The sequence below is a fragment of the Nitratireductor alexandrii genome (genome assembly GCF_004000215.1).
GTDB classification, from domain to species: Bacteria; Pseudomonadota; Alphaproteobacteria; order Rhizobiales; family Rhizobiaceae; genus Mangrovimarina; species Mangrovimarina alexandrii.
Window position 1 is genome coordinate 70,590 of sequence record NZ_RBVY01000006.1, and the last position, 15,648, is coordinate 86,237.

The 15,648-nt window shown below is 66.3% G+C and carries 14 protein-coding genes; 9 read left to right on the plus strand and 5 right to left on the minus strand.

The window, feature by feature from the left end:
• Positions 1-89 precede the first annotated feature (89 nt).
• On the minus strand, positions 90-1,367 hold the full coding sequence (locus EP380_RS14860; protein WP_127599164.1) for a threonine synthase: 1,278 nt from the start codon (positions 1,365-1,367) through the stop codon (positions 90-92).
• 148 nt (positions 1,368-1,515) lie between these two features.
• Between EP380_RS14860 and EP380_RS14865 the strand changes: the two genes are divergently transcribed.
• A complete protein-coding gene (locus tag EP380_RS14865) occupies positions 1,516-2,313 on the plus strand; it encodes an IclR family transcriptional regulator (protein ID WP_164749872.1) in 798 nt (265 codons plus the stop codon).
• A gap of 35 nt (positions 2,314-2,348) precedes the next feature.
• On the opposite strand, the gene EP380_RS14870 is transcribed toward EP380_RS14865, so the two are convergent.
• Positions 2,349-3,557, minus strand: a complete 1,209-nt coding sequence (locus EP380_RS14870) for a M24 family metallopeptidase (RefSeq protein WP_164749873.1) — start codon at positions 3,555-3,557, stop codon at positions 2,349-2,351.
• A 218-nt stretch (positions 3,558-3,775) separates the two neighbouring features.
• Between EP380_RS14870 and EP380_RS14875 the strand changes: the two genes are divergently transcribed.
• The 8 genes from EP380_RS14875 (at position 3,776) to EP380_RS14910 (ending at position 13,554) form a co-directional block, all read left to right on the plus strand.
• Positions 3,776-4,780: an LLM class flavin-dependent oxidoreductase gene (locus EP380_RS14875; RefSeq protein ID WP_127599167.1), complete on the plus strand. Its 1,005-nt coding sequence runs from the start codon at positions 3,776-3,778 to the stop codon at positions 4,778-4,780.
• Between the two features lie 42 nt (positions 4,781-4,822).
• Positions 4,823-5,503: an NADPH-dependent F420 reductase gene (npdG, locus tag EP380_RS14880; protein ID WP_127599168.1), complete on the plus strand. Its 681-nt coding sequence runs from the start codon at positions 4,823-4,825 to the stop codon at positions 5,501-5,503.
• Positions 5,503-6,279, plus strand: a complete 777-nt coding sequence (gene cofE, locus EP380_RS14885) for a coenzyme F420-0:L-glutamate ligase (protein ID WP_238719880.1) — start codon at positions 5,503-5,505, stop codon at positions 6,277-6,279. The genes npdG and cofE overlap by 1 nt, the downstream gene beginning before the upstream one ends.
• A complete protein-coding gene (gene cofD, locus EP380_RS14890; RefSeq protein WP_127599169.1) occupies positions 6,276-7,253 on the plus strand; it encodes a 2-phospho-L-lactate transferase in 978 nt (325 codons plus the stop codon). The genes cofE and cofD overlap by 4 nt, the downstream gene beginning before the upstream one ends.
• Positions 7,250-7,948, plus strand: a complete 699-nt coding sequence (gene cofC, locus EP380_RS14895; RefSeq protein ID WP_127599170.1) for a 2-phospho-L-lactate guanylyltransferase — start codon at positions 7,250-7,252, stop codon at positions 7,946-7,948. Before cofD ends, cofC begins: the two co-directional genes overlap by 4 nt.
• On the plus strand, positions 7,945-10,401 hold the full coding sequence (gene cofH / locus EP380_RS14900; protein WP_127599171.1) for a 5-amino-6-(D-ribitylamino)uracil--L-tyrosine 4-hydroxyphenyl transferase CofH: 2,457 nt from the start codon (positions 7,945-7,947) through the stop codon (positions 10,399-10,401). The genes cofC and cofH overlap by 4 nt, the downstream gene beginning before the upstream one ends.
• Positions 10,402-10,522: 121 nt before the next feature.
• Positions 10,523-12,097 carry a Re/Si-specific NAD(P)(+) transhydrogenase subunit alpha gene (locus EP380_RS14905; RefSeq protein WP_127599172.1) on the plus strand — a complete coding sequence of 525 codons (1,575 nt, stop codon included), beginning with the start codon at positions 10,523-10,525 and terminating at the stop codon, positions 12,095-12,097.
• A 14-nt stretch (positions 12,098-12,111) separates the two neighbouring features.
• Complete coding sequence (locus EP380_RS14910) at positions 12,112-13,554, plus strand: NAD(P)(+) transhydrogenase (Re/Si-specific) subunit beta (RefSeq protein ID WP_127599173.1); 1,443 nt, start codon at positions 12,112-12,114, stop codon at positions 13,552-13,554.
• 75 nt (positions 13,555-13,629) lie between these two features.
• On the opposite strand, the gene EP380_RS14915 is transcribed toward EP380_RS14910, so the two are convergent.
• The 3 genes from EP380_RS14915 to EP380_RS14925 all read right to left on the minus strand — a co-directional run bounded on the left by EP380_RS14915 (position 13,630) and on the right by EP380_RS14925 (position 15,648).
• Complete coding sequence (locus EP380_RS14915) at positions 13,630-14,007, minus strand: RidA family protein (RefSeq protein ID WP_127599174.1); 378 nt, start codon at positions 14,005-14,007, stop codon at positions 13,630-13,632.
• 186 nt (positions 14,008-14,193) lie between these two features.
• Positions 14,194-14,910, minus strand: a complete 717-nt coding sequence (locus tag EP380_RS14920; RefSeq protein WP_158264380.1) for a GntR family transcriptional regulator — start codon at positions 14,908-14,910, stop codon at positions 14,194-14,196.
• Between the two features lie 243 nt (positions 14,911-15,153).
• Positions 15,154-15,648 (minus strand): DUF4149 domain-containing protein, encoded by a 495-nt coding sequence (locus EP380_RS14925; protein WP_127599176.1) that lies wholly within the window; start codon positions 15,646-15,648, stop codon positions 15,154-15,156.

A 15,648-nucleotide genomic window follows, 5' to 3' on the forward strand; every position in this document is an offset into this window, starting at 1 on the left:
GATCCCCTCCGATTGGTTTTTCGGAGGCCATTGGTTCTTTTTCATCTGCGTCCAAAAAATGCTTGCTCTGCTGGTACCCTCCACACCGATCAGATTTCCAGTCCGTAGTTTTCGCGGAGCACGCGTGAAGCGTCCTCGAAGGATCCGTCCGTTTCCGGCAGGCCCTCGCCCGCCCCGTCGACATCCTTCATTCCGCTCGCGGTCGCCAGACAGACCACCGCGCCCGCGGCAAGCTCGGCGTGCCCCGCCTGTTGGCGCAGGCCCGCAAGTCCGGCCGCGGCGGAAAACTCAACCCAAAGCCCCGACTGTGCGAGCCTGGCGCGCGCCGCCTCGATCTCCTCATCGTCCATCGCCAGCGCTTTGCCCCCGCTTTCCAGGATTGCGCGGCGGCCGCGCAGGCCGCCGACCGGCGTGGCGATCGACAGTGCCCTTGTGCTGCCGTTGGGCGACGGCACGCTCGCGACGGGCTGATCGTCACGCATGGCGCGGTGGAGTGGACCGTAGACAGTCGATTCGCACGAATAGAGCTGCGGAACCCGGTCCGTCAGGCCGAGCGCCTTGAGTTCGGCAAAGCCTTTCCACACACCGTAGAGCAGTTCGCCGTAACCGGTCGGCACGAAAACCGACCCGGGCGCGGTGCCGCCGAGATCGCGAAAAATCTCGTAGGCGATCGACTTGTAGCCCTCGATCGCGAAGGGGTGCCCGGTATGGGCTTGCGGGGTCAGGTTGCTGACCGGATGGAAACCCGTCTTGTCCCGCAATCGGGCCATCAGCTCCCAGCGCCGGTCGGACGGTACGGCGAGCGCGGCCGCACCATAGGCGGCGACGAAACGCTGCATGGCGAGCGGTGCGGTGGAACTCGCCAGCACGATGCACAGCAGGCCAGCAGCCGCCGCGTAGGCCGACGCCGACGCGCCATGATTGCCCGAAGAGGCGACGATGACGCCCGGGGCGCCGGCGAGTTGCGCGGCGCTGACGGTGCAGCGGTTGAGGCGGTCTTTGTGGCTCCAGGTCGGATTGCGGCCCTCGTCCTTGACGAAGACGGGGCGGTCTATCCCGGCCCAATCGGCAAGCGTCGCCATTTCGAAAAACGGCGTTTCGCCCTCACCCAGATTGGTTTGCGGCGTCAGCGGCGGCATCAGCGGGGCCCACGCGCCAAGCCCGAGACTGGGACCGGATCGCGGCGCGAGAAACAGGCTCTTATCCAAAGCGGAATAGTCGAAATCCAGCTCCAGCGGCCATGGCAGAGACGGATCGGCGTCCCGGCGAAACTCACCGACCTGCGGCGGAAACAGCGGAAGGTCCACGGAGGGATCGCCCATCGCGGTTTGCCGAAGCGCCAGGGAGTTGGTGTGCGTCGTCTGCATGAGGTCAGGAAATCCAATCGCCTGTAAGTGTTTCTGTTTTTGATTGACCGTTTCGATTACTGGAATGTATTCACATCTTGGGTCAAGTAAGCGGCACCGTCGCCGGCTTGGCCGACAGCCAACCGAGGTCGAAATGCCGCCATCGAACATGTCCCGGACCGACGGGATCGATCCGCGAACGCAACCCAATCTGAACCTGGCGCGCGGGCTGCTCATCCTGGAGGCGTTCGACAGCGAACATCCCGAATGGGGCGTTCGGGACTTGTCGCGCGCGCTCGACGCCAATCCGACGACGATCCACCGGCTTCTGACCACGCTCGAGAATTTCGGCTATGTCGAACACTCCAGGAACTCGCAGCGTTATCGGCTGAGCGCCAAGGTCATGCGCCTGGCCAGCCGCTATGCGGAACAAAACCCGGTGCAGGACGTGGCGCGCCGCGTGTTCGAGGAATTGTCGGGAGAGTTCGAACACAGTTTCTATCTTGGTGTCCTGAGCAATTTCGAGGTCGTCTACACGGCGGTTGTCGAAGGACGCGGCGCGCTCAAGATCTCCACCCATGTCGGCGAGCGCATCCCTTTGCACACCACGGCGATCGGCAAGGTGCTGCTGGCCGCGCAGGACGGCGCCTTCTTCGAACGCTTCATCGCCGCTGCGCCGCTGACCCGGCGCACCGACAAGACCAAGACCACGCCCGAGGCGTTGCAGGAAGATATCGAGGAAGTGCGCCGGTCGGGCTTCGCCGTCAGTCTCGGGGAGAATTTCGAAGATATCGGCGCGGTCGGCGTGCCGCTCTACGACGCCCAGGGCGGCGTCGTCGCGGGCCTTTCGCTCGGCTTTCCGCTGCATCTGCTGACGACCGGCCGCCTCGAGATCACCGCGCTCGTTAAGCTCGCGCAGACGCTGTCGGCGGGAATCACCTACCGGATCGACGGCCGGCTGCCCTGACGACAGGAAATCACCGCGAGACTTGATGGCGGCGTTCACGGCGCCACCACCATCAATTCACGGGTCAACCCGGTCAAAAGCGTGTTCTCGCCGCCCTCGCCCAGCACGAAGGGATCCTCGACATGGATGCCGCCGGTGCCGAACTCGTAGTAGGGCGTCTCGACATTCAGCACCATGCCGGCTTCCAGCACGAGATCGTTGCCGGGCGTGAGGACCGGCTTTTCATAGATCTCCGCACCGATGCCGTGCCCGACATGGTGACGCCGATAATGCGGAATGCCCGCCTGCCGGACGCCGTCGACCATCAGGTCGAAAAGCGCGCCGGCGGTCATGCCGGGGCGGGCCGACTCAATCGCCACATCCTCGCCGTGCTTGAGCGCGGCATAATAGGAGGCCACCCGCGGATCGGGCTCGCCGAAGGAAACGTTGCGCGCGATATCGGACCAGTAGCCGTCGCGCGTACAAGCGACGTCGAACCAGATCGTGTCGCCCTTGCGCAACCGAGTCAGGTCGGGCAGCACCTGCCCGCCGACGCCGTTGCGTCCGAACCGGATCATGGTCAGTTGCGGGGTCGCCTCCTGCGAGGCGATCGCCCGGTTGAACTCGAGCATCATCTCGCGTTCTGTCACGCCCTCCTCGAGCACCGCTGCAACCGCACGGATCGCCTGCTCGGTGGCCGCCGCGGCGCGGCGCAGGCGGCGGACCTCCTCCGCCGTCTTGACCCGGCGGGTCCAGGACAGAAGGTCGGAAGCGTTTGAAAACCGCGCCTCCGGCAACAAGCGCCGGAGTTCCTCGCCGATGCCGGGCTTCATGCCGTCCTCGTCGAGACCGATATGCGCGCGCGCAAGGCCGGCCGCCTCCAGCGCGGAGGCCAAAGCAGCCGCCGGTGCACCCGAAGACGCAAGCTCGACCGACGCCGCCTTGAGCCGCGTCTCCGCCTCCGTCAACTGCAGCGGCCCGTCGTCCCGCATTTCGCGATAAAAGGTGCCGAAGGTCGCCGCGACCTCGACCCCGCTGAAGGAATCGAGCACCTGATCAACCTCGCCGACGCTCGAAACGAGCTTCGCGCCGCCGGTCGCGCCGGCGGTCACGAAGGCGAAGCAATTGCCGAAATAAGGATGGATCTTCAGGGAGACGCTGCCGATCCCCGTGAAGTAGCGGACGTTCTCGAACGTGGCAGCGACAACCGCGTCGACTTTGTTTTCCGCCAGAGCGCGGTCCAGACGTTCGCGGTTCAACAGCATGCATTTTCTCCAACCGATCGAGCGTACCGATTTTCGGAACGCCATTTCGATATTTTTAGGTTAGAGGACGCTATCCTGACATGTCAACATCTGTTATCACGAACTTCAGTTTTGCAAAATTGACCTACACAAGCTTGACAAAGGAAATTCCGCACCTGATGATTTTCGCAACAACGTTCCGATTATCGAATTATCTGCGGAAATAAGGAAGCGAAGCCATGAAAGTAAGCGTAGGCCTGCCGACCGGCATGGAAGGCATGATGTACCCGGTGCCGTTTGCCGGAGTTCATGACCTGGTGGACATGGCCAAGCGGGCAGAAGCCTTGGGCTACGATTCCGTGTGGGGCAACGACCACATGACGACCCAGCAATATGTCCGCGAGGAATTTTCCCAGGCCCCCAATTTCTGGGAGATCCTGTCGACCTACGCCTATATCGCCGCCGAAACGACGTCGCTGCGGTTGGGCACCGGCATGCTGGTCCTGCCGATGCGGCGCGACATCGTGGTGGCGGCCAAGCAGATCGCCACGATCGATCATCTAAGCCGCGGCCGGCTGGAAATCGGGATCGGCATCGGCGCCTACCGCGAGGAGTTCGAGGCGCTGCATCCCGGCTGGAAGGTTCATCGCGGCCGTATGGTCGAGGAGGCGTTCCAGGCGCTCGATCTTCTCTACAACCAGCGCTCCGCCAGTTTCAACGGCGAGTTCTACAAGTTCAACGACATCGAGATGTACCCCAAGACGTTCCAGCCCGTCCTGCCGACCTATGTCGGCGGCAACAACGTCAACGCCCTGCAGCGCACGGTCGACTACGCGACCGGCTGGCTGCCGGCCTGTCTGGAGGTCGAGAAGCTGCGCCAGAACGTCGAGAAACTCCACGCCCTGGCCGAACAGAAAAACCGCGACCCCAAGCAGATCGAGGTGGCGCCGCAATATGTCGTCTATGTCGGCCGCACCCGCGAACAGGCCGTCGCCCGTTACCAGGAAAGCCAGATGCACAAACATCTGGTCTCACTCTCGCAATCGACGCTGAAGGACCAGGGCGAAGTCCGGCACGAGGACATCAACCTGATCGGCACGCCCGAGCAGGTGATCGAGAAGGCGCAGGCGCTCAAGGCGGCCGGCGCAACCCACCTGCTCGGGCTGTACTTCGCCGTCAACACCCTGCCGGAGCTCTACGACCAGATGGAAATCTTCGCCAAGGAAGTCGTGCCGCACATCTGAGGCGACCTCCCACTTCCCGCGCAAGGCAAGGACATTCAAGACATGAGTGAGATAAAGAACATCGCTATCGTGGGCGGCACCGGCGCGCTGGGCGGCGGGCTGGCCATGGCTTGCGCCCGCGCCGGGCTTGCCGTCTTCATCGGGTCGCGCGACGTAGCGCGGGCCGAGGCGGCCGCCGCCGAGATCGCCGAAAACACAGGTGCGAAAGTCGTCGGGCTCGACAATGTCGCTTGCGCGGAGGCCGGCGAGATCGTGGCCATCACCGTGCCCTCGGCCAACCATGTCAGCACGCTCGAGACCATCGCCGACAAGGTCGCCGGCAAGATCGTGCTCGACACCACCGTGCCGCTGGTGCCGCCGAAAGTTGCGCGCGTCCAGATGCCGGCGGAGGGCTGCGCGGCCAACCGGGCAGCCGCCACGCTCGGCCCGCAAGCGCGGCTGGTAACCGGTTTCCACAGCGTCTCGGCCCAGAAGCTGCGCAAGGGCGAAAAGATCGAAGGCGACGTGTTGCTGTTTTCCGACGATGTGGCTGCCCGCGAGACGATCGTGGCGTTGGCGGACCGGATCGGCCTGCGCGGCGTCCATGCCGGGCCGCTCGCCAACTCGGTCGCCGCAGAGGCGCTGACGTCTGTGCTGATCGGCATCAACAAGCGCTACAACATTCCCGAAGGCGCCGGCATCGTCGTCACCGGAATCCGGGACAAGGCCGCCGAACGGGCGTGATGACCGGGATGGCCCCGATCGAGATCCTGAAGCTGGCCGGCCTGCCGATAATCGGGCCGGACAGCGATCTCTGCGCGGAAATCGCGGGTGCGATGGAGCGCAGCGCGATCGCCTTGCAGGACGGCGACATCGTCGTGGTGGCGCAGAAGATCGTCAGCAAGGCGGAGGGCCGCAAGCGAGCCTTGAGCGACTACGTTCCCTCGCCGGCCGCGCGCGACCTCGCCGGCACGGTGAACAAGGATGCCAGACTGGTCGAGGCCGTCCTGTCGGAAAGCCGCGCCGTCATCCGCGCCGTCCCGAACGTGCTGATCGTCGAGCACAGGCTCGGGCACATCATGGCCAATGCCGGCATCGACCAATCCAATGTCGAAACAGACAGCGCAGACGGCGAGACGATCCTGCTCCTGCCCGAGGATCCCGACGCCTCCGCCTGCGCGCTGCGCGACCGGCTTCGCCCGCACGGCGTCGAGCGCATCGGCGTGGTCATCTCCGACAGTTTCGGCCGGCCCTGGCGGATCGGCACGACGGGCGTTGCGATCGGCGTCGCTGGCGTGCCGGCCGTCATCGACCGGCGCGGCGAAAAAGACATGTTCGGCCGGGTGATGCAGGTGACGGAAGTCGGCTTCGCCGACGCGGTTGCCGCCGCCGCGTGCCTGGCAATGGGCGAAGGCGCGGAAGCGATCCCGGCCGCGATCGTTCGCGGGCTCGACTGGCACGCCGGCACGTGCAACGCCAGCGACGGGCTGCGCGATCCGGAAAGGGACCTCTTCCGATGAGCCGCACCGTTTCCTCACCCACTGTCACCGGCCGCGTCGTCGCGCTGTGCGGTGGCATCGGCGGCGCCAAGCTGGCGCTCGGCCTGTCGCACGTGGTGCCGGCCGACAGGCTGACCATCATCGTCAATACCGGCGACGATTTCCGCCATTTCGGCCTGCATGTCAGCCCCGACATCGATACCGTCACCTATACGCTCGCAGGCCGCTCCAACCGCGACAACGGCTGGGGCCGCGACGGCGAGAGCTGGCGTTTCATGGAGGCCGTCAAGGAACTGGGCGGCGAAAGCTGGTTCGCGCTCGGCGACACCGATCTCGCCACCAAGGCCGTGCGTACCCAGCGTCTGGCACAGGGCGCGCGGCTGACCGAAATCACCGGCGAGATCGCCCGCGCCCTCGGCGTCGGCTGCACGATCCTGCCGGCGACGGACGACGCCGTGGCCACGATCATCGACACCGAGGAGGGCGCCCTGCCCTTCCAGCACTACTTCGTCGGCCAGCGCTGGCAGCCACGGATTCGCGGCCTGCGGTTCGAAGGCGCCGAGCGGGCGCGTCCGACCCGGGAGGCGCTGGCCGCGTTAGGCGCCGAGCCGCTGGCCGCGCTGGTGATCTGCCCGTCCAACCCCTATCTGTCGATCGATCCGATGCTGGCCATCCCCGGCCTGCGCGACGCGATCCGCGCCGTCCGCGCACCGGTTGTGGCGGTGTCGCCGCTGGTCGGCGGCAAAGCCGTCAAGGGTCCGCTTGCCAAGATGATCGGCGAACTCGGTCACGCAGCAGCGCTGCAGACGATCGCCGATCATTATGCCGACTTCCTCGATATCCTGATCGCCGACGAGGCCGACAGCGGCGCCGCGGTGACCGGCCCGAAAACCCTGTTCGCGCCAACGCTCATGCATGGCCTCGAGGAGTCCGTCGCGCTGGCCCGCACGGTGCTCGCGGCAGCCGGCGCCCACGCAGCGGACGCGCAATCATGAGCCGCGGCGCCTGGGCCCTGTTACCCGTCAAGGAGGGCGCGCGGGCGAAGTCCCGGCTCGCCGGCATCCTGACGCCGCCGCAGCGCGCCGACCTGCAGCAGGCCATGCTGCTCGACCTGCTCGACGGGCTGCGCGCGTCCCAGCTTCTGTCCGGCATCGCGCTCTGCGGTCCCGATCCCGCGACGGCGACGCTGGCCGCGCGATCCGGTCACACCTTCATCCATCAGCCCGCCGGCACGGACGGGCTCAACGCCGCCGTCGCCTTCGCCACCCGCGCCCTGGCGCGCAGCGGCGCGCGAATCGTGGCCGTACTGCCCGCCGACCTGCCGCTCCTGGACGGCGCGGAACTGGATCTCGCCATAACAGCCGCCGCGCTCTCAGGCGCCTGCGCGGTCGTGCCGGACCGGCGCTGCACCGGCACCAACGGTCTCGTTTTTCCGGCATCGACGCCGCCCGAATTTCGCTTCGGCCCCGACAGTTTCCGTCGCCATCTCGGCCGCCCCGACGACCGGCGCATACCGCCCAGGCACGGGCTTCGCCTCGCCTCGCTGGCCTGCGACATCGACCTGCCAGACGACTTTGAGCGGTTGCGCGCCACGCCATCCGGCGACAGAGGCCACCGGTCACGCGCCCTGGCACGCGCCGTGCAACAAAAAAGCCAGGCCCAAAGCCCGACAAAGGAGATTGCGCAATGACCACGCCGCCAATCGCACAGTGGAGCGAGCGTATCATCAAGGGGGGCATGCTCGACGACGACGAAGCCCTGCTGCTTGCCGCGTGCGGCGACCTCGAAGGCCTGACAGAAGCGGCCAGCGCCATCCGCGATGCCGGTCACGGCGACGTCGTCACGGTCTCGCGCAAGGTGTTCATTCCGCTCACCCAGCTCTGCCGGGACGTATGTCATTACTGCACCTTCGCGCAGGCACCGCGAAACTGCGGCGCGGCCTTCCTGACGCCCGATGAGGTGCTGGCGATCGCCGAAGACGGCGTCAAGACAGGCTGCGACGAGGCCCTGTTCACGCTCGGCGACAAACCCGAGCTGCGCTACCGGATCGCCCGCGATGAACTGGCCGCGCTCGGCTACGAAACCACTGTCGACTATCTCGCCGCGATGGCCGACATGGTGCTGCGCAAAACCGGCCTGCTGCCCCATATCAATGCCGGTGTGATGAGCGAGGACGAAATCCGCGCACTGCGCGCGGTTTCGGTATCGCAGGGCATCATGCTGGAAACCGCGTCCGAGCGGCTGAGCGAACGCGGCGGGCCGCATTTCGGCTCACCCGACAAAAAACCCGCCGCAAGGCTGGCCACGATCGCAGCGGCCGGCCGCGCCAAGGTGCCGTTTACCAGCGGCATCCTGATCGGCATCGGCGAGACGAGGCGCGAGCGCGTCGAGGCGCTGCTCGCCCTGCGCGCGCTCCACGCTGAACACGGCCACATCCAGGAAATCATCGTCCAGAACTTCCGCGCCAAGCCCGGCACCAAAATGGCCGATGCGCCCGAGCCGAGCCTCGACGACCAGCTCTGGACCATCGCCGTCGCCAGGATGATCTTCGGGCCCGACATGGCGATCCAGTCGCCACCCAATCTGCGCGCCGAGGGGCTGAAGCCGCTGATCGACGCTGGCATCAACGATTGGGGCGGCGTCTCGCCGGTCACCCCCGATCATGTCAATCCGGAAGCGCCTTGGCCGGAGCTCGAACGGCTCGCCGCCGAGACCGCCCGCGCCGGCAAGACACTCGCGCCGCGACTGGCCGTCTACCCGGCCTGGCTGGACGCGTCCGGCACTTGGTTGGCGCCGGAACCGCGCAAGGCCGCTTTGCGCCGTCAGGACACGTCGGGCCTCGCCCATGAAAGCGGCTGGCGCGTCGGCCGGAGCGAACGCGGCCATGATTTCCCGGCCGCCGCCACCGTACCTTCAAATACCGCCGCCGCCATACGCGCGATCGATCTGGCCGTCGCCGGCCGGCCGCTCGGCGAAGAGGCGATCGTGTCGCTTTTCGAGGCGCGTGGATCGATGGCCGATGCTGTCATCGACGCCGCCGACGCGCTGCGCCGCGAGACGGTGGGCGACACGGTTGGCTACGTGGTGACGCGCAACATCAACTACACGAATGTGTGCACCTATGGCTGCCGGTTCTGTGCCTTTTCCAAGGGCCGGACGGCCGCGCATCTGCGCGGCAGTCCCTACGATCTGGACTTATCGGAAATCACCCGGCGGGTCGGCGAAGCCTGGGAGCGCGGTGGCGTCGAGGTCTGCATGCAGGGCGGCATCCACCCCGACTATACCGGCGAGACCTATCTGGAAATCTGCCGCGCCGCCAAAAGCGCTGCCCCCGGCATCCACGTTCACGCTTTCTCGCCACTCGAGGTCAGCCACGGCGCGCAATCGCTCAACATTCCGGTACGCGAATTCCTCGAACGGCTGAAGGAGGTCGGCCTCGGCAGCCTGCCGGGCACGGCGGCGGAAATCCTCGACGACGAGATACGCGCGGCGCTCTGCGCACAAAAACTATCGACGGAGGACTGGCTCGGCGTAATCGAGGCCGCGCACGAAACCGGCCTGCGCACCACGGCCACCATCATGTTCGGCCATGTCGAGCGCTATCGGCACTGGGCACGGCACATTCTGCGCATCCGCGCCCTGCAGGAACGCACCGGCGGCTTCACCGAATTCGTGCCGCTGCCCTTCGTGCACATGGAGGCGCCGATCTATCTCAAGGGCGACGCCCGCCAGGGGCCCAGCTTCCGCGAAGCGGTGATGATGCATGCCGTGTCGCGCCTGGCCCTGAACCCGGTGATCGCCAATATCCAGGTCTCCTGGGTGAAGATGGGCGAGGCCGGAATCGCCGCCGCGCTGCGGGCGGGCGCAAACGATCTCGGCGGCGTGCTGATGGACGAATCGATCAGCCGCGCCGCCGGCACCCGCCACGGGCAGGAGTTCCCGCCGCACCGCATGGAAGAGACGATCCGCGCCGCCGGCCGCAACCCGCGCCAACGCACGACGCTCTACGGCACCCCGAACGAGGTGCAGCAGCGCCGGTCGCGTCAGGCGCCGCCGCTGGCCGAGCGCGTCCAGGCGCCGGCGCTCAAACGTGCCCGCATCGGCAGCCGGCACGCCCTGGCCGAAGCCGAGATGGCTGGCTGAACGGCGCTCTTTCCGGCCGCACCGGCCTACGGCCGGCGCACAAACCGCTCCAAACCACGGCCGCGGGCCTGTCGGAGTGTCGTGATCTTCGCCGCCTCCACCAACAATAAGAGGACAAAAAATGAAAATCGGAACGCCAAGGGAGGTACTTGACGGCGAGGCGCGCGTCGCAATGACGCCGGACAGCGCCAGGATGCTGCAGAAGCTCGGCTTCGTCTGCGCCATCGAGACCGGCGCCGGCGAGAACGCCGGCTTCAGCGACGCTGCCTATGAAGAAGCCGGCGTCGAGATCGTCAAATCGGCCGAGCGCCTGTGGGCGGATGCCGACCTCGTCGCCAAGGTGCGTCCGCCCACCGGGACCGAGGTCGCCCTGCTGAGCACGGGCAAGGTGCTGATTTCCTTCTTTCATCCGGCCCAGAACGAGGCGCTGATGCGCCAGGCCGCCGACACGGGCGCGACCGTGGTGGCGATGGACATGGTGCCGCGCATCAGCCGCGCCCAGAAGCTCGACGCGCTGTCGTCGATGGCCAACATCGCCGGCTATCGCGCGGTGATCGAGGCCGGCAACAATTTCGGCCGTTTCTTCACCGGCCAGGTGACGGCCGCCGGCAAGGTGCCGCCGGCCAGGGTACTGGTGGTCGGCGCCGGCGTCGCCGGCCTCGCCGCGATCGGCACCTCCACCGCGCTCGGCGCGATCACCTACGCCTTCGACGTCCGCCCCGAAGTCGCCGAACAGATCGAATCGATGGGCGCGGAATTCGTCTATCTCGATTTCAACAGCGACCAGCAGGACGGATCCGCCAGCGGCGGTTACGCCGCGCCGTCCTCGCCCGAATTCCAGGCCAAGCAGCTCGAGAAATTTCGCGCGCTCGCGCCTGAGATCGACATCGTCATCACCACCGCGCTGATTCCCAACCGCGATGCGCCGGTGCTGTGGACCAAAGACATGGTCGCGGCGATGAAGCCCGGCTCCGTCATCGTCGACCTAGCCGCCGAACGCGGCGGCAATTGCGAACTGACGGTCAAGGAGGACAAGATCGTCACCGACAACAAGGTGACGATCATCGGCTACACCGACTTTCCAAGCCGCATGGCAACCCAGGCCTCGACGCTTTATGCTAACAATGTCCGCCAGTTCGTGTGCGAACTCGCGCCGACCAAGGACGGCACGCTGGTTCACGACATGCACGACGACGTCATCCGCGGATCGACCGTCGCCCATCAGGGCGCCGTGACCTATCCGCCGCCGCCGCCGAAAGTACGGGCGATCGCGGCAGCACCGCGCAAGGACAAGCCGAAGGAGCCGAGCCCGGAAGAGAAGCGGGCGCTCGAAGTTGCCGCCTTCCGCGCCCAGACGCGGCGCCAGGCCGGCCTGCTCGTCGCCGGGGCGGTCCTGATCGCCCTTGTCGGCGCGGTCGCGCCGGCCTCCTTCATGCAGCATTTCATCGTCTTCGTGCTCGCCTGCTTCATCGGCTTCCAGGTGATCTGGAACGTCAGCCACGCGCTGCACACGCCGCTGATGGCGGTGACCAACGCCATCTCGGGCATCGTCGTGCTCGGGGCGCTTCTGCAGATCGGCTCCGGCGATTGGCTCGTCGTGACACTCGCGGCGATTTCGATGCTGATCGCCAGCATCAACATCGTCGGCGGCTTTCTGGTCACGCGCCGCATGCTCGCCATGTTCCAGAAATCCTGAGGCGGAGGCAGCACATGTTCGCACAACCATTGGTTACCTCCGCCGCCGTCGCGGCGAGCGTACTTTTCATCCTGTCGCTCGGCGGGCTCTCCAACCAGGAAAGCGCCAAGCGCGCGGTCTGGTACGGCATCGCCGGCATGGCGCTCGCCGTGGTCTTCACCGCGCTCGGGCCAGGTGTCAGCAATTACGGGCTGATGCTGGCCATGGTGCTCGTTGGCGCCGCGATCGGCACGGTCGTCGCCAGGCGGGTGGAAATGACGCAGATGCCGCAACTGGTCGCCGCGCTGCACTCCTTCGTCGGCCTCGCCGCCGTGTTCGTCGGGCTCAACGCCGAGATGGAGCGGCTGCGCGTCGCCGGCTTGCGCGCGGCGGGCGAGAGCCTCGACGACCTGGCCGCCTTCGCCGCCAGGCTCGCCACCAAGACGCCGACCGAGATCGCCTTTCTTCAGGTTGAAGTCGTGCTCGGCGTCTTCATCGGAGCGATCACCTTCACCGGGTCGGTGGTCGCCTTCGGTAAGCTCGCCGGCAAACTGGACGGCAAGCCCGCGCAACTGCCGGGCGGACATCTGCTCAACGCCGCCGCCGCACTCGCCTGCGTGGTGCTGGCGGTGTATTATCTGGCGTTCGGCGGCATGCTGCCCCTGATCGCCATCACCGTGCTGGCACTGTTCATCGGCTATCATCTGATCATGGGGATCGGCGGCGCCGACATGCCGGTGGTCGTCTCGATGCTCAACTCCTATTCGGGCTGGGCCGCGGCCGCGATCGGCTTCACGCTATCCAACGACCTGCTGATCGTCACCGGCGCGCTGGTCGGCTCCTCGGGCGCGATCCTGTCCTACATCATGTGCAAGGCCATGAACCGGGCCTTTGTGTCGGTCATCCTCGGCGGCTTCGGCGGCGCCAGCGGCCCGCAAATGACGGTCGAGGGCGAAATGGTCGCCACCACCGCCGACGAGGTCGCCGTCGCGCTGGACGACGCCGACAGCGTGGTCATCGTGCCGGGTTACGGCATGGCGGTCGCCCAGGCGCAAGGCGCGGTCTCCGAACTCACCCGCAGGCTTCGCGCCAAGGGCAAAGAGGTGCGCTTCGCCATCCACCCGGTCGCCGGCCGGCTGCCCGGGCACATGAACGTGCTTCTGGCCGAGGCCAAGGTACCCTACGACATCGTTCTGGAGATGGACGAGATCAACGACGATTTTTCCGACACCGACGTCGCGATCGTCATCGGCTCGAACGACATCGTGAACCCGGCAGCCCAGGACGATCCGAACTCGCCGATTGCCGGCATGCCGGTCCTGGAGGTTTGGAAGGCCGGTACCGTCATCGTGTGCAAGCGCGGCCAGGGAACCGGCTATTCCGGCATCGAGAACCCGCTGTTCTTCAAGGACAACGCCCGCATGCTTTATGGCGACGCCAAGAAGTCGATCGACGAGTTGCTGACCAAGACCGGCTGAGCGGTTTCCGACCGCCAACGAAAAAGGCCCGGCGCGGCGGCCGGGCTTTTCTTGTGCGCGCGAGCGCGAGACCGGTCAGTCGAGCTCGATCACGGCTTCGACTTCGACCAGCGCGCCTTTCGGCAAGGCCGAGACCTCGTAACAGGCGCGAGCCGGATAGGGTTGCGCGAAAGCCTTGCCGTATTCCTCGTTGATGGCGGCAAATCCTCCCAAATCGGTCAGAAGGATGGTGGTCTTGACCGTACGCGAGATGTCGCTGCCGGCTTCCTTGGCGATCGCCGCGATGTTGGCCAGGCACTGGCGCATCTGGCCAACCGCATCCGAGGCCGCGAATTCGCCCGTCTTCGGGTCGATCGGCAACTGTCCGGAAACGAACAGCAGCGAGCCGGTGCGGACGGCCTGCGAATAGGGACCGATCGCGGCGGGCGCGGCGGCGGTGGAAACTGGCTTCATTCGACTTTCTCCGTGGTTGAGCCGGGCCCTCGTCGACACGAAAGCCCGGGCTGGGTGAACTGGAAGTGCGGGGCGGATGGCGGCAGCGACAACCGTGTCGCGACCGTTGCGGTGGCCCGCGAGACAGCACCCGTTATGACCGTCCGTGCATTGGCCGACCGAACCCGGCCGATCGACGCAACGGCTTCAACGCCCGCTGCCGGCTGCCATGGCCGGGGCGATGTTTGCCTCGCTCAGGCTCGAATACTGGGTGATGCCGTCCATGACCATCTGGCGCACACTGTCGATATGCGCGATCGTGGTTGCGCGCGCCGTCGCCTTGTCGCCCTGTGCCAGCGCCTCGATCAAGGTGTGGTGCTCGGCGCGCACCTCGGTGGGGCGTTCGCGCAGCACGTAACCCAGATGCAGAAGCCGTGTCATCTCGTCGAGAATCTGCTCGAGCAATGTCGTCAGCCGCGAATTGTTGGCCGCGCGCGCGATCTCGAGATGAAACGCCTTGTTGGCGGCGATGAAGCGGGCCTCGCTCTCCACCTCTCCCGGCACGTAGCCATGCGCGCAGCGTGCGTCGAGTTCCAGCAACCGGTCGCGGTCGACCCGGCCGCAGGCCATCTCGCTGATTGCCGGCTCGACGATGCGGCGCAGCTCGAACAATTCGCGCATCGCCTTCAGCGTGACCGGCGCGATCACATGGCCCCGCCGCGGCTGCGGCACGACATAGGATTCCTGAGACAGGCGCGAGAGCGCCGCACGGATCGGAGCTTTTCCGAAACCGTAGAGACCGCAGAGCTTGGTTTCGCTGACCTCCTCACCGGGACGAAGCCGGCACCAGACGATGTCGTCCTTTATCTTCGCGTAGGCCTGTTCGCTCAAGCCGATCCGCGGCAGCGCGTCGGACGTGTTCATAAGTCTGTCGGTCTCCTGTCGAGGCTTCGATTCATGCTTCCTTCTATCACTGACCTTGCACTTTAGGCAAATTGACATGTGCAGAGTAGGAGGCCGCATATGCGACCGTTTCGGCCACGAGCACGCGAAAAGGCGCGGCCGCACCGCCCCGTCCACTGGCAGGGTCGCAGTTCTCGGTTGGGATTCCGTCATACAACACGAACGGGATATGGCAACGCCTCGATGTTGCCCGATGGCGACCAGTCAACGTCCCGGGACTTGGTCCACCGGTCTGTCCAGGCTGGCATTCGCGCCGAGACGCCGCAATCCGGATAGAGCGAGAGCGGCGAGCAAGACCGCCTTGCCGGTTTCAGCCACCGCGTAAAGCAGGTGGTGCCAGCTTGCCGGTTCCGGCTGCCCCTGGATGACGGCTTCGACCCGCGCGTCGAGGGCTGGCAGCAGCCAGATCGCCTCCACCGCGACGAGCGCGAGCACAAACGCGGCCAGCAGCCTCAAGCCGCGTCCGATGCCTGGCAGGCCGACCGCGACCGCGAGCAGCACGGCCATACCCCATTCGACCCGCGAAAACAGACCAAAGGTAACCCGGCCGACCTCGAGTGCGACCGGCAGGTCGAGCGATGGCGCTTCGAACTTGACCGGCGTGGCCAGGAAGGAGACGCCGACGACCATGCCGAGCCACACGGCGGCAACCAACGCGGTCAGGGCCAGGGGCAGTCGGGCAGGCACTCGCGCAGCCAT